The following is a 25,621-nucleotide window of genomic DNA, read 5'->3' on the forward strand; positions in this document are numbered from 1 at the left end:
GGGGGGGGGGGGTAGCATCTTGGTAGCTCAAGGAACATAGATACTTCTCATGAGTTTGAGTGTAGCCAGCAACCCACCTCCTCCTCGGTGTTGCTGGCTTTTTTATGGCCATGAGGATCGTGGTCGTGTACTGCAGTTTTTGAAGTAGCTCACCTTTTTCATAAATTAGGTGTCTGTCTCTCCGCTCTCGTAGCGCAGACCGAGGAGGAGGTGGCTGGCTAGTCATCAACCGAAGAGACAGACAAAACTTTCATAAAAAAGCCACAGATCACCTGAGTGTCTGTGGCAATAGCTATAACCACCAAAGGAGGAGTATGTAGGTTATAGATAGATTGGAGTGTCTCTAGTCACTCGACAATCTGTGTACTATATTAGCTAATTCTTATTAAGTTGTCAACCGAAAGTTTGCAAAAAGCGGAAAATATCAATTATTCGTTATCGGTTATCCAGGAATCAAGACGTTGTCCCGTCACTCCGTTGCTGTCTGGACCCATCAGGTATAGATAGGCTCCCATTAGCTCCTCTGGTTTTGGGTTATTGTTTGGGTTCTCACCGGGAAATGCCTTGGCCCTCATTACGGTTCTGGCAACTCCGGGATCAATGGTGTTTACTCTGATCTCGTCCTGTTCCAGCTCATCAGCAAGGATCTGACTCATCCCCTCGTTGGCAAATTTTGATGCTGCGTATGCTCCCCAATATGCGCGACCAGTTTTTCCCACCCCGGAGCTGGTGAATATTATGGATGCATCATTGGACTCTCTGAGTAGCGGTAATGAGTGTTTGGTCAGAAGAAATTCTGCCGTAACATTAACCTGAAATACTCTCTCCCACTGTTTGAGGGTGAAGTGTTCGATAGGGCTGAGGTCACCAAGGTGGGCAGCGTTATGGAGTAGTCCATCAAGTTTGCCAATCTCCTGGCCAATACCTCTGGCAAGTCCTTTGAAGTCGTCCTCTGTGGCCTGGGCAAAGTCAATCTGAAAGATGTATGGCTGTGGGTCTCCCGCCGATACAATGGCGTCATAGGTATCTTCCAGGCGAAACAGGGTGCGTCCTACAAGCAGGACAGTTGCACCATGGGCGGCAAACGTTTCTGCAGCAGCGCGACCAATACCATCTCCTGCTCCGGTAACAAGAATGGTGCGGCCATCCAGCAGGTCAGGTTTTGGGGTGTAGTTCTTGTCCATAATGGCGCGTTATTCTACCTGATTCCCTGTTTGCTCCTCGGGATTCTTCTGCTCCTCTTCAAGAAGTTTTGGTGATCGTGCCAGTTTCTCAATCTGGGCAGGTTCGGTTATCTCTTTTTTGGGGTGAATTCCCATCTCTATAAAACGGCGAGCACTGGAAAACAGGTTTCGATCCAGTGAGCCAACCGCCTTGTTGAATGCATCAATACTGCCATCAAGATTTTTTCCAACTTTTGCAAGGTGGCCACTGAATACGGCAAGGCGATCATAGAGCTGTACCCCTACTTCCCTGATGGTTTCAGCGTTTCTGGCGACCTCTTGTTGCCTCCAGCCAAAGGATATTGCACGAAGCAGGGCAACCAGGCTGGTTGGGGTGGCAAGAATCACCTTCTCCTTGAGGGCATCTTCCAGCAGGGTGTGGTCCCGCTCCAGGGCACTACTGAGAAATTGATCCCCGGGAATAAAGAGGACTACAAAATCGGGACTCTCGTCAAATTGCGACCAGTAGCTTTTGGCTGCCAGCTCCTTGATCCGTTTGCGCACATTTCTGGTGTGGCGCCCCAGCTCTTGATCACGCTCCGCATCTGTGGCGGCCTCGGTTGCATTTATGTATGCATCCAGTGGGGTTTTGGCATCAACAATAATGGCTCGATGATCGGGCAGATGGATGACCATGTCTGGACGGAGTATGCCATCCTCTCCATCGATCTGCTCCTGCTCTATAAAGTCTGCATGTTCAACCATTCCTGCCAGCTCTGCCAGCCGTTTGAGGGTAAGTTCTCCCCACTGTCCACGAACCTCGGGGCGACGCAGGGCCTGAACCAGGTTGCGGGTCTCTTGCTGTAGCTGCTCCTGGGTCAGGGTTATGCTTTTTAGGTGTTGGGTGAGAGAGCCATACTGCTCTTTGCGCTCCTTCTCTATCTCACGCAGCTGTTTGTCACTCTTTTCCAGAGTCTCCTTGATTGGTTTCAGAAGGGTATCAATGGCCTGTTGACGCTGTTTTAGTTCACTATCCGATTGAGTGTGGTGTTTTGCCAGAGACTCCTCTGCCAGTTTAAGAAATGACTCGCTATTGTTCTTTAATGCTTTTGCAGTTAGATCATTAATTACCTGGTTCAGTTCATCGCGGTTTTTGCTGCGGGCGTGGCTTATCTTCTCCTCTACATGTTTCCGTTCACTATCCAGAACGGCCTCAAGTCTGGCATTCTCCGCACGTAGCTGCCTGTTTTCATCTCTATTGTGCTCTGCCTTGCGCCAGAGATAGAGGGAGACTGCAAGCAGGATGGCGAGGATTATGGTCAGGATGATTTCACTCATTGGGATAGCCAGTTCAGTATTTCAGACGGGTGGTCAATAATGCCATCAGCGCACCACTCTGTAATCTTGTCATCACTGCTGAGATAGCCAAAGCGTGCGGCAATTGTAGTCATCTCTGCCCTGTTTCCAGCCTCGATATCACGGCTGGCATCTCCAACATAGATGCACTGCTCTGGTGAGAGATTAAGTAACTCACAGGCATGGAGAAGTGGTTTTGGATGCGGTTTTGAGCTGTCTGTCGTATCTCCACTGATGATGCACGAGGCACGCTGAGAGAGCCCAAGTTGTTCGATCAGCGGATCGGTAAAGCGGGCAGGTTTGTTGGTGACAACCCCCCATGGAATATTCTGTCTGTCCAGATGCAGCAGAAGATCCTCCATTCCCCCCATAAGGGTGGTCTCACGAGCGATATTTTCACTATAGATGTTCAGTAGTTGTTGACGATGCGCCTCAAATATCTGCTCTTCCAGCTGGTCACCAAAACCAAGATATATGAGGGGAGCACTGCCATGGGAGGCCACCTCCCTGATGTCGGATAGCGGTAGTGGCTTCCTGTTGTTCTGGATTAGTACCTGATTCAGAGCATAGGCGAGATCAGGCGCAGTATCGGCAAGGGTGCCGTCAAGATCCAGGAGAACAGCTTTGATCATGAACTGCCGAGAGGACGGGCATGGGCAAAGTAGTTTACATCCACATTTTTACCCAGTGAGTAGGTCATGGTGAGTGGGTTGTAGCTCATGCCGGTAAGGTCATCCATGGAGAGGTCTACCGCGCGGGCCCACTGCTCCAGCTCTGCTGGCTTGATGAACTTGTCATGGTCATGAGTGCCCTTGGGGAGAAGGTTGAGAATATACTCTGCCCCTATTATGGCCATCATGTAGGATTTCAGGTTGCGGTTGATGGTGGAGAAGAAGAGGTGGCCATCGGCCTTTACCAGCCTGCTACAGGCATCCACAACGGAGGCAGGGTTGGGGACATGTTCCAGCATCTCCATGCAGGTGACTATGTCATAATTTCCTGGCTCTTTTTCTGCCAGCTCTTCCACTGTGATCTGTTGGTAATCAACATCCAGTTTTGACTCCAGCAGGTGCAGTCTTGCCACAGAGAGCGGAGCCTCTCCCATGTCAATACCGGTTACCGTCCCCCCAGCCCGAGCCATCCCCTCTGAGAGAATTCCGCCACCGCAGCCAACATCGAGAATTCGCATCCCATTGATTGGGGTGTAGCGCTCGATATAGTCCAGGCGCAGTGGATTTATCTCATGCAGTGGCTTGAATTCGCTGTCCCGGTCCCACCAGCGGTGAGCCAGGGCCTCAAATTTGGCAATCTCTTCACTATCTACATTGTCTGCAACAGTTGTCATTGATCTATTTTACCTTGCCACTCCATGGCTTGTTGTTTCAGTTTTTCCTGGTCCAGGGTGACCAGATCTCCGCCTCTTAGCAGGTGTTCTCCATTGACCCAAACCTCACGAACCTGGTTACGATTGGCAGAATATATCAGCTGGGAAGCGACATTGTATATGGGGTTAGTCTCCAGTGCACTGAGGTCAACGGCAATAAGGTCAGCCGCCTTTCCAGCAACTATGGAGCCGGTGATCTTTCCAAGCCCAAGTGCCTTGGCGCCATTCAGTGTTGCCATCTTTAGTGTCTGATGGGCAGACAGAGATGTGGGATCAAGGGAGACGCCTTTGGAGAGCAGGGCGGCAGTTCGTGCCTCACCCAGCATGTCCAGATCATTGTTGCTGGCGGCACTGTCTGTACCCAGTGCAACATTTACCCCTGCCTTCATCAATTTATCAACCGGGCAGAAACCACTGGCAAGCTTTAGATTTGATTCCGGGCAGTGGACTACACTGGCACCATACTCTGCAAGCAGCTTGATCTCGTCATCATTGAGCTGAGTCATGTGAACAGCAGTCAGTTGTGGCCCTAATAGCCCAAGATTGTGTAGCCGTTGCAGAGGTCTCATGCCAGATTGTTCAGTTGCCTCATCTACCTCATGGGCTGTCTCGTGAATATGCATGTGGATGGGTATGTCCAACTCCTCTGCAAGCATCTGAATTCTCTTCAGGGGTGCATCAGATACTGTGTATGGTGCATGTGGGGCAAATGCAGTATGAATATGTGGGGAGTTTCGATACTGGTCATGTATTTTAAGCCCTTTCTCAAGATATTCATCGGGGCCGTCACCCCAGGCAGTTGGAAAATCGATGACAATCAGGCCGATTACTGCACGAATACCGCATTGGGCAGCGCTGTTTGCAGTCACCTCGGGGAAGAAGTACATGTCATTGAAGCAGGTTGTGCCTCCACGCAGCATCTCTGCCATCGCCAGCTCACTGCCGTCACGTACAAAATCTTCACTTACCCATTTCTGTTCAGCCGGCCAGATATGTTCCTGGAGCCAGGTCATAAGTGGAAGATCATCAGCAATCCCTCGTAACAGGGACATCGCTGTATGAGTATGGGAATTGATCAGCCCCGGCATCAATACGTGTCTCTCCAGGTCAAAACTCTGGGTCGCACTGTATTTTGCGCGCGCCTGTTCGCTTGTTAGTAGCTCAAGTATTAACCCATCATGGATAGCAACCGCATGGTTCTCCAGAATGGTCTCATCAGGCTCAATGGGGATGATCCATTCTGCATGAATTAATGTATCAATAGCTTGCATCCGGGTAAGATTACGGCCTGGATAGAAAAATACAAGTCATAAGGAAGAAAGAGATGATGATGGATAGAAAGGAGTCACCAGCAATTCAGTGGGATGGGGGTCAGTTGATCTTGCTGGACCAGAGAATTCTGCCGCTGCAGGAGGAGTATATTCAGTATCAGGATGTAGATGAGGTTGCAGTAGCAATACGGGACATGGTGGTTCGAGGGGCGCCGGCAATCGGGGTAACAGCCGCCTATGGCGTGGTTCTGGCGACAAAAAATCGGCTCGCATCATCTGGAGAGAGATGGAGGGCGGATCTTGATAGTGATCTGAAGATGTTGGCACAGGCCAGACCTACGGCAATCAATCTGCACTGGGCGATTGAGCGTATGCGTCCTCTGCTTGATGGTGACAAGAATACCCTGGTTCAGTCACTGACTGCAGAGGCTGAGGCTATTCATCAGGAGGATATTGATGCCTGCAAAACAATGGGCGGGCTCGGTGCCGCCTATATCAACCCGGGAAGTGGGGTATTGACCCACTGTAATGCAGGGGCATTGGCAACTGGGGGTTACGGGACGGCACTGGGGGTTATCCGTTCGGCATGGAGCGAAAATCGCCTGCAGGCGGTGTTTGCGGATGAGACCAGACCCTGGCTGCAGGGGGCACGACTCACCGCCTGGGAGCTGCTACAGGATGATATACCGGTGTCTCTGTTGGCAGATGGCGCCTCATCCTGGCTGATGAAACATGGCAAGGTGGATTGGGTGGTGGTTGGCTCTGACAGAATTGCAGCTAATGGGGATGTTGCCAACAAGATTGGCACCTACGCAACTGCTATAGCAGCCCGCCACCACGGGGTTAAGTTCATGGTAGTTGCCCCAACCTCTACCATAGACAGGGATGTTGTCTCGGGTGATGAAATCCCGATAGAGGTACGTGAGGCCGAGGAGCTTTTTTCCTGTAGTGGGGGGCGCATGGCAGCGCAGGGAGCAGCCGGTTGGAACCCTGTTTTTGATGTGACCCCGGCTGAGTTGGTGGATGTGATTGTGACCGAGAGAGGGGTGGTGGAGAATCCCACAAGAGAGAAAATTGAGGCACTATTTTCCGCCTGATTCTGTTACAATTCACGGTTTGAAAAGAGCGGGATAAACCGTCTCTTTGTGGCTGTTCACAACTCATACCGTTTAATATTAAATGACTGAATTTGCAAAGGAAGTCCTCCCTGTAAACATCGAGGAGGAGATGCGGCAGTCGTACCTTGACTACGCCATGAGCGTGATTGTCGGGCGTGCGCTCCCAGATGCCAGAGATGGCCTTAAACCTGTCCATCGTCGAGTGCTCTATGCGATGCATGAGCTGGGGAATGACTGGAATAAATCCTACAAGAAATCGGCCCGCATTGTCGGTGACGTAATTGGTAAGTACCACCCTCATGGTGATACCGCGGTTTACGATACGATTGTCCGTATGGCGCAGCCATTCTCGCTACGTTACATGCTGGTTGATGGTCAGGGTAACTTCGGTTCGGTGGATGGTGACTCCGCTGCCGCAATGCGTTACACCGAGATCCGGATGTCAAAGATCGCCCATGATCTATTGGCTGACCTGGATAAGGAGACTGTCAATTTTACCCCCAACTACGATGAGAGTGAGCATGAGCCCTCCATCCTTCCGACCCGTCTGCCAAATCTACTGATCAACGGTTCTGAGGGAATTGCAGTAGGGATGGCAACCAAGATTCCTCCCCATAGTCTGACTGAGGTGGTTAGCGCAACAATAGCACTGGTTGATAATCCGGAGCTGGATATTGCTGGATTGATGGAGCATGTTCCTGGACCAGATTTCCCGACAGGGGCTATTATCAATGGGGTCAAGGGGATTCATGAGGCCTACAAGACGGGCCGTGGTCGTATATATTTGCGTGCGCGCACCCATATTGAGGGTGAAGAGGGGAAGAAGCAGACCCTGGTAGTTGATGAACTCCCATACCAAGTCAACAAGGCGAGACTGCTGGAGCGTATCGGTGAGCTGGTGCGCGAGAAGAAGTTGACCGGAATATCTGCCCTGCGTGACGAGTCCGATAAGGATGGCATGCGCATGGTGATTGAGCTGAAGAGGGGAGAGGTGGCGGACGTCGTTCGCAACAACCTCTTCAAGCAGACTGCTATGCAGAATGTCTTCGGCATCAATATGGTGGCGTTGGTTGATGGTCAGCCTCGTCTGATCAATCTGAAGCAGGCGCTTGAGGTGTTCATTCGTCACCGCCGCGAGGTAGTAACTCGTCGTACTATATTTGAGCTACGCAAGGCACGTGAGCGTGCCCACGTACTGGAGGGGTTGGCGATTGCGTTAACCAATATTGACCCTATTATTGCGCTGATCAAATCATCAGCAACACCAGCTGAAGCCAGAGAGAAGCTGGGATCGCAGGGGTGGCCGCCAGGAATCGTGGTGGAGATGCTGGATCGTGGCGATGCTGCAGATACCCGTCCCGAGGGGCTGGCTGATGGTTATGGTCTGATTGATGATCTATATCACCTCTCTCCAGTGCAGGTGCAGGCAATTCTTGATCTTAAACTTCACCGCCTTACCGGGCTGGAGAAGGAGAAAATTCTGGATGAGTACAGGGCCCTGCTGGAGAAGATTGGAGAGCTGCTCAATATCTTGCGCAATCCTGATCGCCTTATGGAGGTGATCCGTGAAGAGCTGGTAGAGATGCGGGACAAATATGGAGATGAGCGCAAGACCGAGATTGTGCAGACTCAGGTAGATCTCTCGTTGGAGGATCTGATTAGTGAGGAGGATGTAGTTGTTACTCTTTCTCATGGTGGCTACGTCAAGGCGCAACCGGTTGCAGATTATCGCGCACAGCGCCGAGGTGGTCGTGGCAAGACGGCGGCAGCGATAAAGGATGAGGACTTTGTTGACAAGCTGGTTGTTGCCAATACCCATGACACCATTCTCTGTTTCTCAACCAGAGGACGTCTCTATTGGTTGAAGGTGTATCAGTTACCGCAGGCTGGACGCACGGCTCGTGGAAAACCGATCAACAACCTGCTTCCGCTGGAGGATGGGGAGCGTATTACCGCATTCCTGCCAGTGAGGGAATATAGTGAAGACAAGTTCATATTCATGGCGGCCACAAGCGGTATTGTTAAAAAGACACCTCTGACCGCATTTTCACGCCCCAGAACTGCAGGCATCATTGCTGTAGAGCTGAGGGATGATGATGAGCTGGTTGGGGTAGAGCTGACTGGCGGGAGTAGTGACATTATGCTCTTTGCCAGCGGTGGCAAGGCGGTTCGTTTCCCTGAGTCGACAGTGCGGGCTATGGGACGTACAGCGCGCGGGGTCAAGGGAATGCGGCTCAATGTCGGTGAGCGCATTATCTCACTACTGGTTCCACAAAGGAGTCATGTTTTGACTGCAACCGAGCATGGGTTTGGCAAGCGCACCTCGCTGGAGGAGTACCCATGCAAGGGCAGGGGAACCAAAGGGGTGATCTCAATTCAGACGTCAGAACGAAATGGTGCTGTTGTAGGTGCGGTTCAGGTTGATGAGGGAGAGGAGATCATGATGATCTCCAGTGGCGGTGTGCTGGTTCGTACCCGTGTGTCCGAGGTCTCCGTTTTGGCGCGCAATACCCAGGGTGTAACCCTTATTCGTCTGGGAGATGATGAGAGGTTGGTCGGGATCGAGCGTGTTGAGGAGAGTGAGGTGGAAGAAGCGGAAGAGGCAGTAGAGAATAGTGAAGATGAGTAACGGCCGCCACCGGTGGCCACAATTGATGATATAGGCAAGGAAGATAGATAATGGCAAGAAGCTACAATTTTAGTGCAGGTCCGGCAATGCTGCCGACTGCAGTTATCGAGCGCGCACAACAGGAGATGCTGGAGTGGGGTGATGCAGGAATGTCAGTGATGGAGATGAGCCATCGCGGCAAAGATTACATGTCCATTGCAGAGAGGGCAGAGGCTAACCTGCGCGAGGTTATGGCAATTCCAGAAAACTACAAGGTGCTATTCCTGCAGGGTGGCGCATCCAGCCAGTTTGCAATGGTTCCACTGAATCTGTTGCGTGGCAGGGAGAGTGCTGATTACCTCAATACCGGAATGTGGTCAAAGAAGGCTGTTGCCGAGGCAGGCCGTTACTGTAGTGTGAATCTGGCAGCTGATACCTCAGAGGGTGGTTTCACGGCGGTTCCAACAGCGGAGTCATTAAAACTGAATGCCGATGCGGCATATGTCCACTACACTCCCAATGAGACTATTGGCGGTGTGGAGTTTGACTATGTTCCAGAGACTGGCGATGTGCCTCTGGTTGCAGATATGTCATCTACTATCCTCTCTCGCCCTATGGATGTATCAAAGTATGGAGTGATCTATGCTGGGGCACAGAAGAATATCGGCCCTGCAGGACTAACTATTGTGATTGTCCGTGAGGATCTGGTTGGCGAGACCCTGGGTGGTACCCCGGCGATGTTTGACTATGCGACCCACGTAAAGGCTGGCTCAATGTATAACACCCCACCAACCTACAGCTGGTATATGGCAGGTCTGGTCTTTGAGTGGATCAAGGAGCAGGGTGGGCTGGCTACAATTGGAGAGATCAATGAGCGTAAGGCTGGAAAACTCTACGCCGCTATTGATGGTTCCGATTTCTATGGTAATCCGGTAGAGAAAAATGGTCGTTCATGGATGAATGTTCCGTTTACTCTGGCCGATGCGGAGCTGGATGGCGCATTCCTGAGTGGTGCTGCGGAGCGTGGCCTGGTCACTCTGAAGGGGCACCGTTCTGTTGGCGGCATGCGTGCCAGTATCTATAATGCAATGCCCGAGGCAGGTGTGGATGCACTTGTCGAGTACATGAAAGAGTTCGAGAAAGATCAGGGATAGACAATGAACAAGATTCTTACACTAAACAATATATCTGTGGCTGGGCTGGATCGTCTGCCACGTGACAACTATGAGGTTGCCTCCGAGATCCAGCATCCGGATGCAATCCTGCTGCGCTCCTACAAAATGCACGATATGGAGATCCCTGAGACCCTGAAAGCGGTTGGTCGTGCTGGTGCCGGGGTGAACAATATTCCGGTCGAGAAGATGACTGAGCATGGAATTCCGGTATTTAATGCCCCTGGTGCAAATGCCAATGCGGTAAAGGAGCTGGTGATCTCCAGCATGTTGATGGCAAGTCGTAATATTGCCCAGGCGTGGAATTATGCAAAGAATCTCGAAGGAGATGATGCCTCCATTGCCAAAAATGTCGAGGCAGGGAAGAAAAAATATGTCGGTTTTGAGCTGCCCGGACGTACCCTCGGGGTAATTGGTCTGGGTGCTATTGGGGTGCAGATTGCCAATGCGGCAATCTCGCTGGGAATGAAGGTTATCGGTTATGATCCATCAGTAACAATTCAGAGCGCATGGAATCTCTCCTCCGAAGCGGTTCGTGCCCACAGTGTGGACGAGCTTCTGACAGAGGCCGATTTCATCACTTTTCATGTTCCGTTGATTGATGCGACAAAGAACATGATCAACGAAGATCGCCTCAAGATCATGAAAGATGGCGTTGTGATAATGAACTTTGCCCGCGGCGGCATTGTTGATGATGCTGCTGTTCTGGAGGCCCTGGATTCTGGTAAGGTCTATGCGTATATTAATGACTTCCCTACCAATGAGAACAAGGATCATCCCCGAGTAGTCTGTCTGCCACATCTGGGAGCATCTACTGCAGAGGCAGAGGACAACTGTGCCATCATGGTTGCAGATCAGGTCAAGGACTACCTGGAGAATGGAAACATCACCAACTCGGTCAACTTCCCTGAGATGAAGATGCCACGGGCAGGTTCAGCGAGGATTGCAGTAGCGAACTCCAATGTTCCAAACATGGTGGGGCAGATAACCTCACTGTTGGCAGATGCTGGAATCAATATTGTTGATATGATGAACAAGTCGAGAGATGAGATCGCATACAACCTGCTTGATGTTGATGGAGATATGGATGATGTTGAGGAGAAGATTCGAGCTATTGAGGGGGTTTTGTCGGTTCGTATTATTTAACTGATTGGGGGCACAATGGACGGAGAGAAGAGACTCGGAGAGATTCGCCAGGAGATTGATCAACTGGATCAGCAGATTCAGCAGATGATCAGTCGACGAGCAGAGCTTGCCCAGGAGGTGGCGGAGGTAAAGTTGTCTGCAGAAGATTCGGCTGGAGGCACAGTTGATTTCTACCGGCCGGAGCGAGAGGCGCAGGTTCTATCTCTGGTGATGGAGCGTAACCAGGGGCCGTTGGGCGACGAGGAGATGGCGCGCCTCTTCCGTGAAATCATGTCCGCCTGTCTAGCTCTGGAGAAGCCGATGCGTATCGCCTTTCTTGGTCCAAGGGGAACCTTTACTCAGGCAGCGGCACTGAAACAGTTTGGTAAGTCAGTAACAACAGTTCCACTGGGAGCCATTCCTGATGTGTTTCATGATGTGGAATCTGGTGAGGCCAACTATGGTGTGGTCCCGGTGGAAAACTCTACCGAAGGGGTGATCACCCATACCCTCGACATGTTTATAAATTCACCACTGCAGATCAATGGTGAGGTGGAGCTTAGAATTCACCACCACCTTATGAGTCAGCTGGAAAATCTGGATGATGTAGTACGCATCTATTCGCATCAACAGTCTCTGGCACAGTGTCGGGACTGGCTGGAGGCGCACCTTTCCGGAGTTGAGCAGGTTCCGGTCTCCAGTAATGCAGAGGCTGCCCGTCTTGCATCAGAGGAGAAGGGGGCTGCAGCAATAGCAGGTGAGGTCGCCGCAGAGATCTATGAGCTTGGTATCTTGGCACACAATATCGAGGATGAGCCGGACAATACCACCCGTTTTCTGGTGATAGGAAAACAGTCTCCTCGCCCCAGCGGCAACGACAAGACATCTCTGCTGGTCTCTACCAGTAATCGCCCGGGAGCACTTTATGATTTGCTCTCGCCATTCTCGGAAAACGGGGTCTCAATGAGTAGAATCGAATCTCGCCCGTCACGTCGTGGCAATTGGGACTACCTCTTCTTTGTTGATCTTGAAGGGCACTCGGAGGATGAGAATGTAAAGGATGCCCTGGAAAAACTGGAATCCAATGCAACCATGTTCCGGGTTTTGGGGGCGTACCCCAAGGCTATCCTGTAACAGAGTTTACAATGGCCACTTGTGACATCCATGAATATGCCATGTCTGGAGTTCAGGGTATCAACCCATACCAGCCAGGCAAGCCAATCTCCACGCTGGCTCGTGAGATTGGAATGGATGAGTCTGCAATCATCAAGCTTGCATCCAACGAAAACCCGTTGGGGCCGTCTGCCAAGGTAACGGAGGCCGTCTCCAGCGTACTTGGCGAGCAGTCTCGTTACCCCGATGGCGGAGCTGTTGAGTTACGAGATCGACTGGCTCAGCACCATGAATGCAATCCTGCGCAGATAACTGTCGGTAATGGGTCTAATGATGTGTTGGATCTGATTGCCAGAACATTTCTTGGCGAGGGGCGTTCTGCGGTCATGTCTGAACACGCCTTTGCGGTCTATCCGCTCTCCACCCAGGCTGTTGGTGCCTCCTCGGTTGTAACCCCGGCAAAGGAGTGGGGACATGATCTGGATGCAATGGCTGGTGCTGTCAGGGACGATACTCGTGTTGTCTGGATAGCTAACCCCAATAATCCAACAGGCAGCTGGGTTGATAGTGATGCACTGCACAGCTTTTTATTACAGCTACCACAGGATGTGGTGGCGGTGGTTGATGAGGCCTATATAGAGTTTGTGGAAGATGATGATTATCCAGACAGCTCTCTCTGGCTGGGCCAATTTCCCAATCTGATAGTGACCCGTACATTCTCCAAGGCATATGGCCTGGCCGGCTACAGAATAGGTTATGCACTATCCAGTGAGACCATTGCTGATCTGCTAAACCGTGTGCGTCAGCCATTCAATGTGAATACTCTGGCCCAGGCGGCAGCAATGGCTGCTCTTGATGACCAGGACCATATTCAGCGGGGGGTTGAGTTGAATCGAATCGAGATGAGAAAGATGGAGCAGGGATTTGATCAGCTTGGTCTGAAATGGATTCCATCAGCAGGTAATTTTGTCTCGGTTGATATTGGACAGTCGGCAATGCCAGTTTTTGATGCCATGCAGAGAGAGGGAGTGATTGTGCGCCCTGTCGGTAACTATGGAATGGCTAACCATCTACGAATATCCATTGGCCTGCCTGACGAGAACAGTCGTTGCCTGCAGGTGTTGACCAAAATATTGAGGGGGCAGCAATGATCAAGCGTCTTGCACTGATTGGGGTTGGATTGATTGGGGGGTCACTGGTGCGCGCACTTCGCGGTCAGAATGTGGTGGCTGAGGTTGTTGGTTATGGAAGAGACCGGGAAAATCTGCAGCGGGCAGTTGAGTTGGGAGTTATTGATGAGATTGCGACAACTGTAGCCGATGCGGTAACGGGTGCAGATGTGGTTGTGGTTGCAACCCCACTTGGATCCATGCGCTCGGTCTTTGCAGAGATGGCTGATCACCTCTCATCTGAGGTGATAATTACTGATGTGGGGAGTGTAAAGGGTAGTGTTGTTGAGGATGCCAGAACCGTTTTTGGAGCTGTTCCTGTACGCTTTATCCCCGGCCACCCAATTGCAGGTACAGAGAGAAGCGGGGTAGAGGCGTCACTCACCGATCTATATCAAGATCGTCGAGTAATTCTTACCCCACTTGAGAATAGCGATCCTGAGGCACTTCGTGTTGTAACGGAAATGTGGCAGGCAACAGGTGCAGATGTTGTAGAGATGAACATTGAGCACCATGACAAGGTGCTGGCTGCAACCAGCCACCTCCCTCACCTGCTCGCCTACGCCCTGGTAGATTCACTTGCCAGGCAAGAGTCCCATAGCGAGATCTTCCGCTTTGCCGCAGGTGGATTTCGTGACTTCAGCCGCATTGCATCCAGCAACCCAACCATGTGGCGTGATATATCCCTGGCCAATAGAGAACACCTGTTACAGGCAATAGATCTATTTCAGGATGAGCTTGATCAGGTAAAGAGGATGGTCAGATCTGAAGATGGGGCATCACTACAGGAGCTGTTTTCACGTGCCAAACAGGCACGGGATGAACACTACGAATAGAAGAGGGAGCGGGTATAATCCGCGCAAATTAATAGCAGCAATTACGGTGACAGTTTACTGAATACACTTAATTCACCACCTTCGGGCCATGTTTCTACGGCCTCAAGGCGCGTCCCGTAGAAAAGGGTGCCAACTGATACCTGGAGTTTCTGCCTCCACCTGGCAACTGCTCGATGGCCCCTGTTTTTAACAGTGCAGAGAGGTCACGATAAGCTGTCGCTCTGGAGCAGTGACAGATAGTCTCGTACTTTTTAGTACTTATGCCTCCCTCAAAACCTTTCGTCCCTTCGGCAAATACTCGATTGATCATTTTGATCTGCCTCTTGTTTAGATCAGTTTTATGCCTCTCCCAGAACCGTGCTTTTCCCAAAACAAAATCAACCTCTGTTTTGGCAATATCTTGAGCACTGTTAATTTCAGAGATAAAAAATTCAATCCATTCATTTAGATTGAGGTTGCCGCATGATATTTTTTGCAACTGTGAATAATACTCTTTACGGTTATGTTCTATGGCCGTTGCAAGACAGGCGAGTGTTGACTGGTTAAGAGATTGAGAAAGTGCATGGTCGGCAATGGCCCTTCCAACACGCCCATTCCCATCATCAAAAGGGTGAATAATCTCAAACCATGCATGCGCAACCGCAGCCTGAATAGGCCCAGGAAGAGAGGTGCTATTGTACCAAGTGAGCATTACTGCCATCTCTTCGTAAATATGCTCTGCAGGCGGTGCCTCATAATAGACTCGCCTTTTACCATAATGACCGCCAACAATTTGCATCGGCTCGGGTGAATTACGATACATTCCGCGTGTGATTAGGCTTAGTGGTTGGTGTGTGATAACCATCGATTGCCATCTGCCGAGCAGTTCATCGCTCAATGGGCTATTCCATTCGTTTCTAACATCAACCATCAGAGCTGCTGCACCCACTGCTTTTGTATCTTTATGAGTGGGTGCGGTAGAGTCTTTCGCAATCAGTTGCATAATTGAAGAACGAACTGATTCACGATCTAGCATTTCACCCTCAATAGCACTGGTTTTAATGGCCTCAGAGAGCATTAAAGAGACGGTAGCATCAGTTTGATAACTAGCAGGCAATGCATCAACTGTTCCCATTAAACGGGCGGATTTAAGTTTAAAGTGTTCTATTTCCACACTAAAAGCACTTGAATCAAACTCAAAGTTGGGCCAGTTTTTATTTTGCCATGTCCACATGAAGCGATGATAATCATTATTCGCTTCAAAATCAACTTTAAAATGAAGCGAATAATAGCGCTATTCGCTTCAAAATGCCCTTGCCATAGGTGTCCGGTTGTGCGCATCCACGCATTGCGTAATACGATACATTAGATGGGGGAATGGGTATAATTCGCGCAAATTAATAGCAGGGTAATGAACAAGATGTCAGGTTTAAAATTCAAGGTGCAGCCAGGGGGCAGGTTGCAGGGGACAATCCGTGTTCCTGGGGACAAATCAATTTCTCACCGCTCAATCATGTTCGGTTCTCTGGCAGAGGGGACTACGGAAGTCTCCGGTTTTCTTCAGGGAGATGATAGTCTGGCCACCCTGAATGCATTTCGTCAGATGGGCGTTGAGATTGAGGGGCCAATCGATGGAAAAGTAACTATACATGGGGTTGGAATGGATGGGTTGACCAGGCCCGATGCCCCGCTTTATCTGGGTAATTCCGGTACATCCATGCGTCTGCTCTCGGGACTTCTTGCGGGACAGAAATTTGATGTAACCCTTGCTGGAGATGAATCTCTCTCGGGTCGTCCGATGGGGCGGGTTATAAATCCATTGGGAGAGATGGGGGCAGAGATCAGAAGTAATTCTGATGGTACAGCTCCTCTCCAGATCTCTGGCGGTGCAGAGCTGAAGGGTATCGATTACGAGATGCCAATGGCCAGTGCTCAGGTAAAATCATCACTCCTGCTTGCTGGTCTCTATGCCGATGGTGATACCTGCGTTACCGAGCCTGCCCCCACACGTGACCATACCGAGAGAATGCTCACCGGTTTTGGGGTGGAGGTAAAACGAGATAGCAACAAAGTATGCCTTAGTGGAGGCGGCTCACTGAAGGCAACCAAAGTGGATGTTCCGGCAGATATCTCCTCGGCGGCCTTCTTCCTGGTTGGGGCCTCAATTGCAGATGGGTCTGACTTGACCCTGCAGCATGTTGGGATGAATCCAACCAGGATCGGGGTGATCAATATCCTGAGAGAGATGGGGGCAAATATTGAGGTGTTGAATGAGAGGATTTCCGGTGGTGAGCCAGTGGCTGATCTTCGGGTTCAATCTGCACCACTTCATGGAATAGAGATTCCTGTGGATCAGGTTCCTCTGGCAATTGACGAGTTTCCGGTGCTATTTGTTGCTGCTGCCTGTGCTGATGGAGAGACAACTCTTACCGGGGCAGAGGAGCTGCGGGTCAAGGAGAGTGACCGGATACAGGTGATGGCAGATGGGCTAACTACTCTGGGGGTAGATGCCAGGCCAACTCCTGATGGAGTTGTGATTCAGGGTGGAAACATTGGTGGGGGGACTGTCTATTCGCACCATGACCACCGCATCTCAATGTCATTTGCAATGGCTGGGTTGCGGGCCACGGCACCAATCGAGATTGAGGGGTGTGACAACGTAAATACGTCTTTCCCCGGGTTTGCATCCCTGGCCTCTGGAGCAGGACTTCATATAGAGGAGGAGTTATGACCCGGAATGGTTCTGTAGTAACAATAGACGGCCCCGGTGGGGCGGGAAAGGGGACGATCTCACTGGCAGTTGCCGGTAGACTGGGATGGGATTACCTTGATAGCGGTGCCCTCTACCGTGTATTGGGGCTTGCGGCAATACGTAAACAGATTGCACTTGATGATGAAGATGCGCTGGCTGCTGAGGCGGCAGATCTGGGGGTATCCTTTGGGGCTGGAAGTTCCGGTCTTGGTGTGGAGGTATTGCTTGATGGAGAGGAGGTTACATCCGATATAAGAACGGAATCAGCAGGTGATGCAGCATCCAGAGTGGCAGCACTGCCGGCGGTACGTGAGGCACTGTTGAGGCGTCAGCGTGATTTTGAACGCCCCCCAGGGGTGGTGGCAGATGGCCGAGACATGGGGACCACAGTTTTTCCTGATGCGGCATTAAAAATTTTTCTTACGGCAAGTGCTGAAGAGCGTGCAAAAAGACGTTATAAGCAGTTGATCGAGAAGGGTGATAATGCTAATATTCGCGCCCTTCAAAGTGAGATTGAAGCGCGTGATCGCAGAGATTCAGAACGATCCACCTCTCCATTACGTCCTGCAGAAGATGCGGTGATATTGGATACAACAGAGATGGATATAGAGTCGGTGGTTGCCGCAGTAATGGGACTGGCTGCAGAGCAGGGTCTGGTTGCTGAGTAGATCTGCTCTGTTGTAACTGTGTAACGGTGGAAGACATCAATCAAATCAGGTGTTTTCTGTTTTATTAATGGGTTCTAAATAGCTCCGAATCTGGACGACTGAACCCCAACCGCTCTGTTGATGATGCTGAATGGAATTAGCTTGATCATCTTCTTGAGTAGATATTTTAGGAAAGAATTATTATGAGTGAGAATTTTGCCGAGCTTCTGGAAGAGAGCTTTCGTTCAACTGTCATGGAAAATGGCGAATTGGTCAGCGGTACTGTCATCGATGTTACTGATGAGGTAGTGCTGGTAAATGCCGGACTAAAAACCGAGGCAGCAATCCCGGCCGAACAGTTCCGTGGCCGTAATGGTGATATGGAAGTAGCTGTTGGCGACATTGTTGAGGTTGCACTTGAGTCTGTTGCAGATGGGTATGGTGAGACAATTCTCTCTCGTGAAAAAGCAAAACGCCAGGAGGCGTGGAATCGCTTGCAGACTGCGCTGGATGCTAATGAGACTGTTATTGGTGTAATTAGTGGCAAGGTTCGTGGCGGCTTCACTGTTGATCTGGACGATATCCGCGCATTTTTGCCGGGCTCTCTGGTTGATGTGCGCCCAGTTCGCGATACTGCATATCTTGAAGGCAAGGATCTGGAGTTCAAGGTTATTAAACTTGATCAGAAGCGCAACAATGTTGTGGTTTCACGTCGTGCAGTGGTTGAGGCAGAGTACAGCGCAGAGCGTGAGGAGCTGCTCAAGACTCTGGAAGAAGGTGTCAACATCAATGGTATCGTCAAGAATCTTACCGACTATGGTGCATTTATTGACCTGGGTGGTATTGATGGCCTGCTCCATATTACAGACATGGCATGGAAGCGTGTTCGTCATCCTTCAGAGATTGTTAATGTTGGTGAAGAGATCAGTGTGCAGGTTCTCCGTTATGACCGTGAACGTAGCCGTGTTTCACTTGGACTCAAGCAGATGGGTGAAGATCCATGGATGAATATTGCTCGTCGCTATCCTGCAGGTACTCGTGTCTTCGGCAAGATCACAAATATTGCTGATTACGGTTCATTTGTTGAGATCGAGGATGGTGTAGAAGGTCTGGTTCACACCTCAGAGATGGATTGGACCAACAAGAATATCCACCCATCCAAGGTTGTATCAATGGGTGATGAGGTCGAGGTTATGGTATTGGATATCGATGAGGAGCGTCGTCGCATCTCTCTCGGTATGAAGCAGTGTAAGGCCAATCCATGGGAGCTGTTTACTCTTACTCACAAGAAGGGTGATCGTATCGTTGGCAACATCAAGTCAATCACAGAGTTTGGAATCTTTATTGGTCTTGAGGGGGATATCGATGGCCTGGTTCACCTCTCTGATATCTCCTGGAATGAGAGTGGCGAGGATGTGATCCGCAACTTCTCCAAGGGTGATGAGGTTGAGACAGTTGTACTTGCAATTGATGCAGAACGTGAGCGCATCTCTCTGGGAATCAAGCAGTTGGAGCAGAATCCATTCTCCACTTATGTGGCAGAGAATCCAAGAGGCACTATTGTGACTGGTACAGTTGGTGAGGTTGATGCTCGTGGTGCGGTAATTGTATTGAATGAAGATGTAACTGGTTATCTGCGTGTATCCGAGATCTCAAAGGATCGTGTAGAGGATGCACGAACCAATTTGAGTGAAGGCGACGAGATCGAAGTCGCAATTCTCGGAGTTGACCGCAAGTCAAATACCTTGAATCTCTCTATCAAGCAGAAAGACTCGCTTGATGAAGAGAAGGCTATCAAGGATTACAATGAGGCCAATGCTGTAGAGGAGGAGGCGGCGGGATCAACCACAATTGGTGATCTCATTAAAGAGCAGATGGACTCGTAACAAGCGGTTTTTGTGTGACTCCAGTGTCAGGAAAGGGTACACTGGAGTCACATCATACAACCAATAATTAACAAGTTACGAGACTAGATAGGTAGTTTACGGGGAGAATTATGACAAAATCAGAACTGATTGAATCGTTGTACAAAAAACTTCCGCATCTGGCATATACCGATGTTGAGATGGCGGTAAAGACAATCATCGAATCAATGACTGACGCATTAGGATCTGGTGAGCGAATCGAGATTCGTGGCTTTGGGAGTTTCTCTCTTCACCACCGTCCAGCAAGAATGGGAAGAAATCCTAAAACCGGAGCATCGGTTGAGTTGCATGAGAAGTTTGTTCCCCACTTCAAACCTGGAAAGGATCTGCGTGAGCGGGTTAATGAGGCTTGGCTCAAGCAACAGTAGCAGTCCACCCATAGCAAGGGCTGTATGCGTTTCCTTACCCTGATTCTGTTCCTGCTGGTTGCCGGTTTCGGCACTCTGTTTGCCGTACTTAATGCGGCCCCAGTCTTGTTTGATTACTATCTTGGGCAGGGCGAGATTCCACTCTCTCTATTGTTAGTTATTGTCCTGGCCTCTGGCGTACTGCTGGGAGTTCTATCTGCACTGCCACTGATACTCTCTCTGCGTATTCGTCTTCGCAAGGCTGAGAAAAAAGCAGTAGAGTGAGTACTCTATTTCCATACCTTGGTTTCGCACTGTTGCCGCTTGCAGCAGCCTCTGGCTGGTGGTTTGCCAGAAAAGGTGGGGTACAGGCTACGGACCAGCGCTGTTCCACACTATCTACAGACTACTTTCGCGGCCTAAACTATCTGATTAATGAGGAGCAGGACCTGGCAATTGACCTCTTCTCCAAGCTGCTGGATGAGGATCCAAGCATGGTGGAGACACACCTGGCTCTGGGAACTCTGTTCCGCAGACAGGGTGATACCTCACAGGCCATCCATCTCCACAGCAACCTGATTAAAAGTGAGAACCTTAACGACGAACAACGCAGTCTTGCCCTGTTGGAGTTGGGGCGGGACTATATGAAAGCCGGTCTGCTTGATCGTGCAGAGCAACCATTTCTTGATCTGATAGATCTTGGCTTTTACAAGAGTGATGCCTACGAATGGTTGGTAATGATCTACCAGCAGGAAAAAGAGTGGGATCGTGCTATTGATATGTTGGACAGACAACAGAAAAAAGATGGAAACAGTGCTGCAACAATTGCCCAGTTCCTTTGTGAAAAAGCGGAAATTGCCCGTTCTGGAGGAGACCTGAATGAGGCGTTTCATCTGGTGGAGCAGGCTCTTAAGCGAGATCCACTGGCAGTTAGAGCTACCATGATCAGGGCAGAGATTCTTGCTCTTAGGGAGGAAAATGGAGCAGCTATTGAAGAGTACAAGAAAATTGAGCAGCAGAACGCCAGTTATATACCAAATATTATCCATCCACTGCTGAAACTTTATCGTCAGGATGGAGATCAGGAGGAGATTATCCGCTACCTTACCAATCTGTTGAAAAAGCATCCAAGCACCACGGTGTTGTTGGCAGCTGTTGAGCAGGTTCAATTGATGAGTGGTGATAGAAAGGCAGAGCTGTTTCTGGTAAACCAGTTGAAGAGCAAACCGTCCGTACGTGGTTTGGAGCGCCTGATTGAGCTGAATCTGAGACATGCCGAGGATGATCGTGCCAGAGAAGGGCTGTATGGTCTGCAGATGTTGACCAAGCAGCTACAGGAGGAGAAGCCAGAGTATCAGTGTAGCCACTGTGGTTTTCAGGCACACCACCTGCACTGGCAGTGCCCAGGGTGTAACAACTGGAATACCATTAAACCAATTGTCGGGGTATCAGGGGAGTAGGGTTGTGTTGATTGCGTGGAGTGCGGCAAGTGGATCTTCAGCAGCAGTAATCGGACGTCCAATGACTAGCCAGTTACTGCCAAGAGCAACAGCCTCTGCCGGTGTCATAACTCTTTTCTGATCACCACGCGCACTGCCGGCGGGGCGGATTCCTGGAGTAATCAGGCAGAAATCATCTCTCAGGGAGCCCCTTAATAGAGAGATCTCTCGTGGTGAGCAGACCACGCCATCCATTCCAGACTCCTCCGCAAGTGTGGCCAGGCGGAGTACCTGATTAGCAGGGTCAATATCCAGACCGGTTTCGGCAAGGTCTCCACGGTCCATGCTGGTAAGAACAGTTACCGCAATAAGTAGTGGTGCACTCTCCCTGCTGGAAAGAGCATCGCGTGCAGCTTCCATCATCTTGCGTCCACCAGATGCATGAACATTGACCATCCACACCCCAAGGTCAGCCGCTGCTCTGCAGGCACTGGCTACAGTATTTGGGATATCGTGATATTTAAGGTCAAGAAAAACATCAAACCCCATGGTTACCAACTGCTCTACACTCCTCGGGCCAGAGCGGGTAAAGAGCTCTTTGCCGACTTTGACTCTGCACTCTGCAGGGTCAAGTTGTCCTGCCAGATCCAGGGCCTTGCCAGCATCGGGAAAATCGAGTGCAACAACAACTTTTGACTGGTTTGCCATGGGCTATACTTTTTTCGCCTGTTCTGCCGCGTTGCCAATGTAGCTTGCTGGAGATAGCTTGCGCAGAGACTCCCTGGCCTCTTCCGGAATATCCAGCCCGTCAACAAATGTTAGCAGAGCCTCTTTCGTTATCCCCTGTCCACGGGTTAATGCTTTCAGTTTTTCATATGGATTCTCTACCCCATAGCGGCGCATGACCGTCTGAATTGGTTCTGCCATAACCTCCCATGTATTATCCAGATCTTCCGCCAGACGAGCCTCGTTAATCTCCAGTTTTCCTATGCCTCGCAGGGTGGAGTTATAGGCGATCAGACTATGGGCAATACCTACACCAAGGTTTCTCAATACTGTTGAGTCTGTCAGATCACGTTGACCACGAGAGATTACAAGTTTCTCCCCAAGGTGCCCCATAATGGCATTGGCTATTCCAAGATTTCCCTCCGAATTCTCAAAATCAATCGGGTTTACCTTGTGCGGCATGGTTGATGAACCTACCTCGCCCTCAATGGTTTTCTGTTTGAAATAACCCATTGAGATATACCACCAGACATCTCTGTTATAGTCGAGCAGGATAGAGTTGAATCGACTGATCACATCAAAGAACTCGGCAATATAATCATGCGGCTCAATCTGGATAGTGTAAGGGTTAAAGTCCAACCCAAGTGATTCTACAAAGCTCTGTGCAATAATCTCCCAATCAAGGTCGGGGTAGGCAGAAAGGTGGGCATTATAGTTTCCTACAGCACCATTGATCTTCCCCAGAAACTCAATCTTGGTGAGCTGTTCACGCTGGCGCTGTAGACGATAGACAACATTGGCAATCTCCTTGCCCATGGTTGAGGGGCTGGCTGGTTGACCATGAGTACGACACAGCATGGGTACGTCGGCAAACTGATGTGCCAGTGCTGAAAGGGCATCAACAATCTCATCCATTTTTGGAAGGATGGATTGAGTGCGAGACTCTCTCAACATCAGCGCATGTGAGAGGTTGTTTATATCCTCTGATGTGCACGCAAAGTGGATAAACTCACTAACTGCCTCCAACTCATCATTGCCGGCTATCTTCTCTTTTATAAAGTACTCAACTGCTTTTACATCATGGTTGGTTGTACTTTCGATTGTCTTGATGCGTTGTGCATCCTCCTCATTGAAGTGGTCAACAAGATGGTTAAGAAGATTGTCTGCATGTTCCGAGAGTGGAGGAACTTCTGCTATGCCACTATTTGCCGATAGCATCTGTAGCCAGCGAACTTCTACCAAGACACGGTGACGAATCAATCCGAATTCGCTGAAAATCATGCGAAGAGCGGTGGTTGCACGCCCATAACGACCATCTACAGGGGAGACAGCGGTGAGAGAACTGAGTTCCATTAGATGAGAATCCTTGAAAATATAGTGATTACAGCTAGTCATTATAACCTCAGAGAGGTGATGGTCACAGAGAAAAGCGAGACGACAAGGTTACAAGATGAGAAAATGGAGAGATGAGTATAGATAGAGAGAAAGATTGCGCACTGCTTAATGAGCTCAAACAGGATCTTGTATTTCAGGACAATCTGCTTGGTACCCAACTTACATTCAATACTACCTGGGGGATTTTTAGCCCAAGAGGGATAGATGATGGGACCCATCTGTTGCTGAAATATCTGGAGGTGGAGGCTGATGAGACAATTATTGATATCGGTTGTGGGTATGGTCCTCTAGGTTTGGCTCTGGGGGGGCAGGCACCTGATGGAGAGGTTCATATGGTGGATAGAGATTATGTGGCTGTAGAGTATGCAAATAAAAATGCCAAAATAAACAGGATGAGTCACTGTCGGGCATATACCTCCAATGGATTTAGCGAAGTACCAGAGAGCATGCGTTTTGACACAGTTGTATCCAATGTGCCGGCAAAAGTTGGTCGAGAGATGTTGACCATTTTATTGTGTGATGCCAGGTCCAGAATGAATCCCGGGGGGCAGATTGTGGTTGTTACAATCAATGGGTTGCGTGATTTTATCAAGCGTAATTTCAAAGAGGTATTTGGGAACTACAAAAAACTCAAGCAGGGCAAGGCCTATACTGTGGCCAGAGCAATCATGGAGTAGCCTCTAAGGCTCCATGTCATACTGGCTAATCAGCCTTCTCAGGCGTGGGCGAGATACCCCCAGAATTTCACAGGCCCTTCCCTTATGCCATCCTGTGGCATCCAGAACGCGCAGTACATGTTCTCGCTCAACCTCTTGCAGAGATCGATTGACCTGGTCACTGACTGTTTCTGCCCGTTGCAGGGTTGAGTTCAGAGATTGATTCGGAAGGTCGCTTGCAAGAGCGCCGCTACAGAGATTTTCAGGTATCAGATCTGGGGTTATGGAGTCTCCTGGAGATAGTGCAACAAGCTTGGTTAGCAGGTTTTCCAGTTCACGAATATTCCCGGGCCAATCATACTGCTGAAAACAGTTGATAACCTCCATGCTTATCTGGCTTACATTTCTTCCCAGTTCACTGTTGATACGATCCAGCAGGCTACGTACCAGATCCAGCAGATCATCCTTGCGTTCACGAAGTGGTGGAATATGGATAGTTACTACCTGGAGTCGATAGAATAGATCGGCACGGAACTCACCATTTTTAACCCGCTCATCAAAATCTATATTGGTAGCAGCTATAACACGTGCATTGTTGGTGATTGGATACTTGCCACCAACTGGAGTGAACTCCTTCTCTTGTAGTACACGCAGTAATTTTGCCTGCATGTTTGGTGAGAGCTCTCCAATTTCATCAAGAAATATGGTTCCTCCCGAGGCAAGCTCAAATTTGCCAAGTTGTTTGGATGTGGCGCCGGTGAATGAGCCTTTTTCATGACCAAAAAGATCTGATTCCAGCAGGGTTTCGACAACGGCAGCACAATTTACGGCCACAAATGGACCGTCTGCAAGCTTTCCAGAGTTATGAATAGCATTGGCTACCAGCTCTTTTCCTGTGCCACTCTCTCCGGTAATAAGAACTGTGGCTGGGCTCTGTGCCACCATACCGATGGTCTTGAAAACCTCTCGCATCACATTGCTGTGGCCAACCATGGTTGAGCGGCTACTTGATGTGGATGCAGGTTCAACCATCTGCTCAGTAGGACCATCTTGTGCCAGCAGGCGGGCTATCGACTGATCAAGTTCATCGATATCAATTGGTTTATGAATATAGTCATCAGCACCATTCTGCATTGCCTGAATAGTGCTCTCCATATCATGAAATGCAGTAATCATGATTATGTGTGCCTTGGGGAAAGTAGTAACAAATTCTGGTAGCCCCTCCAGTCCGGTTTTCCCCGGCATCTTAATATCGAGAATAATGATTTCAGGGGGGAGAGGCAGGGCTGATCCGGATGCGATTCCTTTATCAACACTGTGGCTGGTTGTAACACTGTGCCCCTGCGCACCAAAATGGAGTTTAAGGGTTCTGCAGCTTGCCTCATCGTCATCGACAATTAATATATTTGCCATAATTCAGCTCTCTCTAAATAATCTATA

At 49.9% G+C, this 25,621-nt stretch carries 23 protein-coding genes; 14 read left to right on the top strand and 9 right to left on the bottom strand.

Annotated elements, in window-relative coordinates:
- Positions 1-428: 428 nt before the first annotated feature.
- Genes H8D24_00920 through H8D24_00940 form a run of 5 tightly spaced genes read right to left on the bottom strand, consistent with a single transcriptional unit; the run spans position 429 to position 5,174 of the window.
- Positions 429-1,184 carry a YciK family oxidoreductase gene (locus H8D24_00920; GenBank protein ID MBC8518956.1) on the bottom strand — a complete coding sequence of 252 codons (756 nt, stop codon included), beginning with the start codon at positions 1,182-1,184 and terminating at the stop codon, positions 429-431.
- A 9-nt stretch (positions 1,185-1,193) separates the two neighbouring features.
- Complete coding sequence (gene rmuC, locus H8D24_00925) at positions 1,194-2,501, bottom strand: DNA recombination protein RmuC (protein ID MBC8518957.1); 1,308 nt, start codon at positions 2,499-2,501, stop codon at positions 1,194-1,196.
- Positions 2,498-3,151, bottom strand: coding sequence for an HAD-IA family hydrolase (locus H8D24_00930; GenBank protein MBC8518958.1), 654 nt, complete (start codon positions 3,149-3,151; stop codon positions 2,498-2,500). The genes rmuC and H8D24_00930 overlap by 4 nt, the downstream gene beginning before the upstream one ends.
- Positions 3,148-3,864, bottom strand: a complete 717-nt coding sequence (gene ubiG / locus H8D24_00935) for a bifunctional 2-polyprenyl-6-hydroxyphenol methylase/3-demethylubiquinol 3-O-methyltransferase UbiG (protein MBC8518959.1) — start codon at positions 3,862-3,864, stop codon at positions 3,148-3,150. The genes H8D24_00930 and ubiG overlap by 4 nt, the downstream gene beginning before the upstream one ends.
- A complete protein-coding gene (locus H8D24_00940) occupies positions 3,861-5,174 on the bottom strand; it encodes a TRZ/ATZ family hydrolase (protein MBC8518960.1) in 1,314 nt (437 codons plus the stop codon). The genes ubiG and H8D24_00940 overlap by 4 nt, the downstream gene beginning before the upstream one ends.
- A gap of 59 nt (positions 5,175-5,233) precedes the next feature.
- On the opposite strand from H8D24_00940, the gene mtnA reads away from it, so the two are divergent.
- The 7 genes from mtnA (at position 5,234) to H8D24_00975 (ending at position 14,315) form a co-directional block, all read left to right on the top strand.
- Positions 5,234-6,271: an S-methyl-5-thioribose-1-phosphate isomerase gene (gene mtnA / locus H8D24_00945; GenBank protein MBC8518961.1), complete on the top strand. Its 1,038-nt coding sequence runs from the start codon at positions 5,234-5,236 to the stop codon at positions 6,269-6,271.
- Positions 6,272-6,353: 82 nt separating this feature from the next.
- Positions 6,354-8,921 (top strand): DNA gyrase subunit A, encoded by a 2,568-nt coding sequence (gyrA, locus tag H8D24_00950; protein ID MBC8518962.1) that lies wholly within the window; start codon positions 6,354-6,356, stop codon positions 8,919-8,921.
- A gap of 50 nt (positions 8,922-8,971) precedes the next feature.
- A complete protein-coding gene (serC, locus tag H8D24_00955) occupies positions 8,972-10,054 on the top strand; it encodes a 3-phosphoserine/phosphohydroxythreonine transaminase (GenBank protein MBC8518963.1) in 1,083 nt (360 codons plus the stop codon).
- A 3-nt stretch (positions 10,055-10,057) separates the two neighbouring features.
- Positions 10,058-11,218, top strand: a complete 1,161-nt coding sequence (locus H8D24_00960; protein MBC8518964.1) for a phosphoglycerate dehydrogenase — start codon at positions 10,058-10,060, stop codon at positions 11,216-11,218.
- A gap of 15 nt (positions 11,219-11,233) precedes the next feature.
- On the top strand, positions 11,234-12,331 hold the full coding sequence (pheA, locus tag H8D24_00965; protein ID MBC8518965.1) for a prephenate dehydratase: 1,098 nt from the start codon (positions 11,234-11,236) through the stop codon (positions 12,329-12,331).
- Positions 12,332-12,342: 11 nt separating this feature from the next.
- Complete coding sequence (locus H8D24_00970) at positions 12,343-13,461, top strand: histidinol-phosphate transaminase (GenBank protein ID MBC8518966.1); 1,119 nt, start codon at positions 12,343-12,345, stop codon at positions 13,459-13,461.
- Positions 13,458-14,315 (top strand): prephenate dehydrogenase/arogenate dehydrogenase family protein, encoded by an 858-nt coding sequence (locus tag H8D24_00975; GenBank protein MBC8518967.1) that lies wholly within the window; start codon positions 13,458-13,460, stop codon positions 14,313-14,315. Before H8D24_00970 ends, H8D24_00975 begins: the two co-directional genes overlap by 4 nt.
- Positions 14,316-14,409: 94 nt before the next feature.
- On the opposite strand, the gene H8D24_00980 is transcribed toward H8D24_00975, so the two are convergent.
- Positions 14,410-15,528: a Fic family protein gene (locus tag H8D24_00980; protein MBC8518968.1), complete on the bottom strand. Its 1,119-nt coding sequence runs from the start codon at positions 15,526-15,528 to the stop codon at positions 14,410-14,412.
- Positions 15,529-15,705: 177 nt separating this feature from the next.
- Between H8D24_00980 and aroA the strand changes: the two genes are divergently transcribed.
- The 6 genes from aroA (at position 15,706) to lapB (ending at position 21,425) form a co-directional block, all read left to right on the top strand.
- Positions 15,706-17,025, top strand: a complete 1,320-nt coding sequence (aroA, locus tag H8D24_00985; GenBank protein ID MBC8518969.1) for a 3-phosphoshikimate 1-carboxyvinyltransferase — start codon at positions 15,706-15,708, stop codon at positions 17,023-17,025.
- On the top strand, positions 17,022-17,714 hold the full coding sequence (locus tag H8D24_00990) for a (d)CMP kinase (GenBank protein ID MBC8518970.1): 693 nt from the start codon (positions 17,022-17,024) through the stop codon (positions 17,712-17,714). The genes aroA and H8D24_00990 overlap by 4 nt, the downstream gene beginning before the upstream one ends.
- A gap of 182 nt (positions 17,715-17,896) precedes the next feature.
- Positions 17,897-19,579 (top strand): 30S ribosomal protein S1, encoded by a 1,683-nt coding sequence (gene rpsA, locus H8D24_00995; GenBank protein MBC8518971.1) that lies wholly within the window; start codon positions 17,897-17,899, stop codon positions 19,577-19,579.
- 110 nt (positions 19,580-19,689) lie between these two features.
- Positions 19,690-19,986 carry an integration host factor subunit beta gene (locus H8D24_01000; GenBank protein MBC8518972.1) on the top strand — a complete coding sequence of 99 codons (297 nt, stop codon included), beginning with the start codon at positions 19,690-19,692 and terminating at the stop codon, positions 19,984-19,986.
- 24 nt (positions 19,987-20,010) lie between these two features.
- On the top strand, positions 20,011-20,250 hold the full coding sequence (locus tag H8D24_01005) for a LapA family protein (GenBank protein MBC8518973.1): 240 nt from the start codon (positions 20,011-20,013) through the stop codon (positions 20,248-20,250).
- A complete protein-coding gene (lapB, locus tag H8D24_01010) occupies positions 20,247-21,425 on the top strand; it encodes a lipopolysaccharide assembly protein LapB (GenBank protein MBC8518974.1) in 1,179 nt (392 codons plus the stop codon). The genes H8D24_01005 and lapB overlap by 4 nt, the downstream gene beginning before the upstream one ends.
- Here lapB and pyrF read toward each other — a convergent pair.
- A complete protein-coding gene (pyrF, locus tag H8D24_01015; GenBank protein ID MBC8518975.1) occupies positions 21,414-22,112 on the bottom strand; it encodes an orotidine-5'-phosphate decarboxylase in 699 nt (232 codons plus the stop codon). The genes lapB and pyrF overlap by 12 nt on opposite strands.
- A gap of 3 nt (positions 22,113-22,115) precedes the next feature.
- On the bottom strand, positions 22,116-23,483 hold the full coding sequence (gene purB, locus H8D24_01020; protein MBC8518976.1) for an adenylosuccinate lyase: 1,368 nt from the start codon (positions 23,481-23,483) through the stop codon (positions 22,116-22,118).
- A 113-nt stretch (positions 23,484-23,596) separates the two neighbouring features.
- Here purB and H8D24_01025 point away from each other — a divergent pair, with 113 nt between their 5' ends.
- Complete coding sequence (locus tag H8D24_01025) at positions 23,597-24,202, top strand: class I SAM-dependent methyltransferase (GenBank protein MBC8518977.1); 606 nt, start codon at positions 23,597-23,599, stop codon at positions 24,200-24,202.
- 3 nt (positions 24,203-24,205) lie between these two features.
- On the opposite strand, the gene H8D24_01030 is transcribed toward H8D24_01025, so the two are convergent.
- The gene (locus H8D24_01030) at positions 24,206-25,594 is read right to left on the bottom strand and encodes a sigma-54-dependent Fis family transcriptional regulator (protein MBC8518978.1); all 1,389 of its coding nucleotides are present in this window, start codon (positions 25,592-25,594) and stop codon (positions 24,206-24,208) included.
- Positions 25,595-25,621 lie beyond the last annotated feature (27 nt).

Origin of the sequence: Candidatus Thiopontia autotrophica (genome assembly GCA_014384675.1) — a bacterium.
In the GTDB taxonomy this organism is placed as follows: Bacteria; Pseudomonadota; Gammaproteobacteria.

Coding starts and splice junctions, on each gene's coding strand:
- H8D24_00920 (MBC8518956.1), bottom strand. CDS start 1,184: ATGGACAAGAACTACACCCCAAAACCTGACCTGCTGGATGGCCGCACC.
- rmuC (MBC8518957.1), bottom strand. CDS start 2,501: ATGAGTGAAATCATCCTGACCATAATCCTCGCCATCCTGCTTGCAGTC.
- H8D24_00930 (MBC8518958.1), bottom strand. CDS start 3,151: ATGATCAAAGCTGTTCTCCTGGATCTTGACGGCACCCTTGCCGATACT.
- ubiG (MBC8518959.1), bottom strand. CDS start 3,864: ATGACAACTGTTGCAGACAATGTAGATAGTGAAGAGATTGCCAAATTT.
- H8D24_00940 (MBC8518960.1), bottom strand. CDS start 5,174: ATGCAAGCTATTGATACATTAATTCATGCAGAATGGATCATCCCCATT.
- mtnA (MBC8518961.1), top strand. CDS start 5,234: ATGGATAGAAAGGAGTCACCAGCAATTCAGTGGGATGGGGGTCAGTTG.
- gyrA (MBC8518962.1), top strand. CDS start 6,354: ATGACTGAATTTGCAAAGGAAGTCCTCCCTGTAAACATCGAGGAGGAG.
- serC (MBC8518963.1), top strand. CDS start 8,972: ATGGCAAGAAGCTACAATTTTAGTGCAGGTCCGGCAATGCTGCCGACT.
- H8D24_00960 (MBC8518964.1), top strand. CDS start 10,058: ATGAACAAGATTCTTACACTAAACAATATATCTGTGGCTGGGCTGGAT.
- pheA (MBC8518965.1), top strand. CDS start 11,234: ATGGACGGAGAGAAGAGACTCGGAGAGATTCGCCAGGAGATTGATCAA.
- H8D24_00970 (MBC8518966.1), top strand. CDS start 12,343: ATGGCCACTTGTGACATCCATGAATATGCCATGTCTGGAGTTCAGGGT.
- H8D24_00975 (MBC8518967.1), top strand. CDS start 13,458: ATGATCAAGCGTCTTGCACTGATTGGGGTTGGATTGATTGGGGGGTCA.
- H8D24_00980 (MBC8518968.1), bottom strand. CDS start 15,528: ATGTGGACATGGCAAAATAAAAACTGGCCCAACTTTGAGTTTGATTCA.
- aroA (MBC8518969.1), top strand. CDS start 15,706: ATGAACAAGATGTCAGGTTTAAAATTCAAGGTGCAGCCAGGGGGCAGG.
- H8D24_00990 (MBC8518970.1), top strand. CDS start 17,022: ATGACCCGGAATGGTTCTGTAGTAACAATAGACGGCCCCGGTGGGGCG.
- rpsA (MBC8518971.1), top strand. CDS start 17,897: ATGAGTGAGAATTTTGCCGAGCTTCTGGAAGAGAGCTTTCGTTCAACT.
- H8D24_01000 (MBC8518972.1), top strand. CDS start 19,690: ATGACAAAATCAGAACTGATTGAATCGTTGTACAAAAAACTTCCGCAT.
- H8D24_01005 (MBC8518973.1), top strand. CDS start 20,011: ATGCGTTTCCTTACCCTGATTCTGTTCCTGCTGGTTGCCGGTTTCGGC.
- pyrF (MBC8518975.1), bottom strand. CDS start 22,112: ATGGCAAACCAGTCAAAAGTTGTTGTTGCACTCGATTTTCCCGATGCT.
- purB (MBC8518976.1), bottom strand. CDS start 23,483: ATGGAACTCAGTTCTCTCACCGCTGTCTCCCCTGTAGATGGTCGTTAT.
- H8D24_01025 (MBC8518977.1), top strand. CDS start 23,597: ATGAGTATAGATAGAGAGAAAGATTGCGCACTGCTTAATGAGCTCAAA.
- H8D24_01030 (MBC8518978.1), bottom strand. CDS start 25,594: ATGGCAAATATATTAATTGTCGATGACGATGAGGCAAGCTGCAGAACC.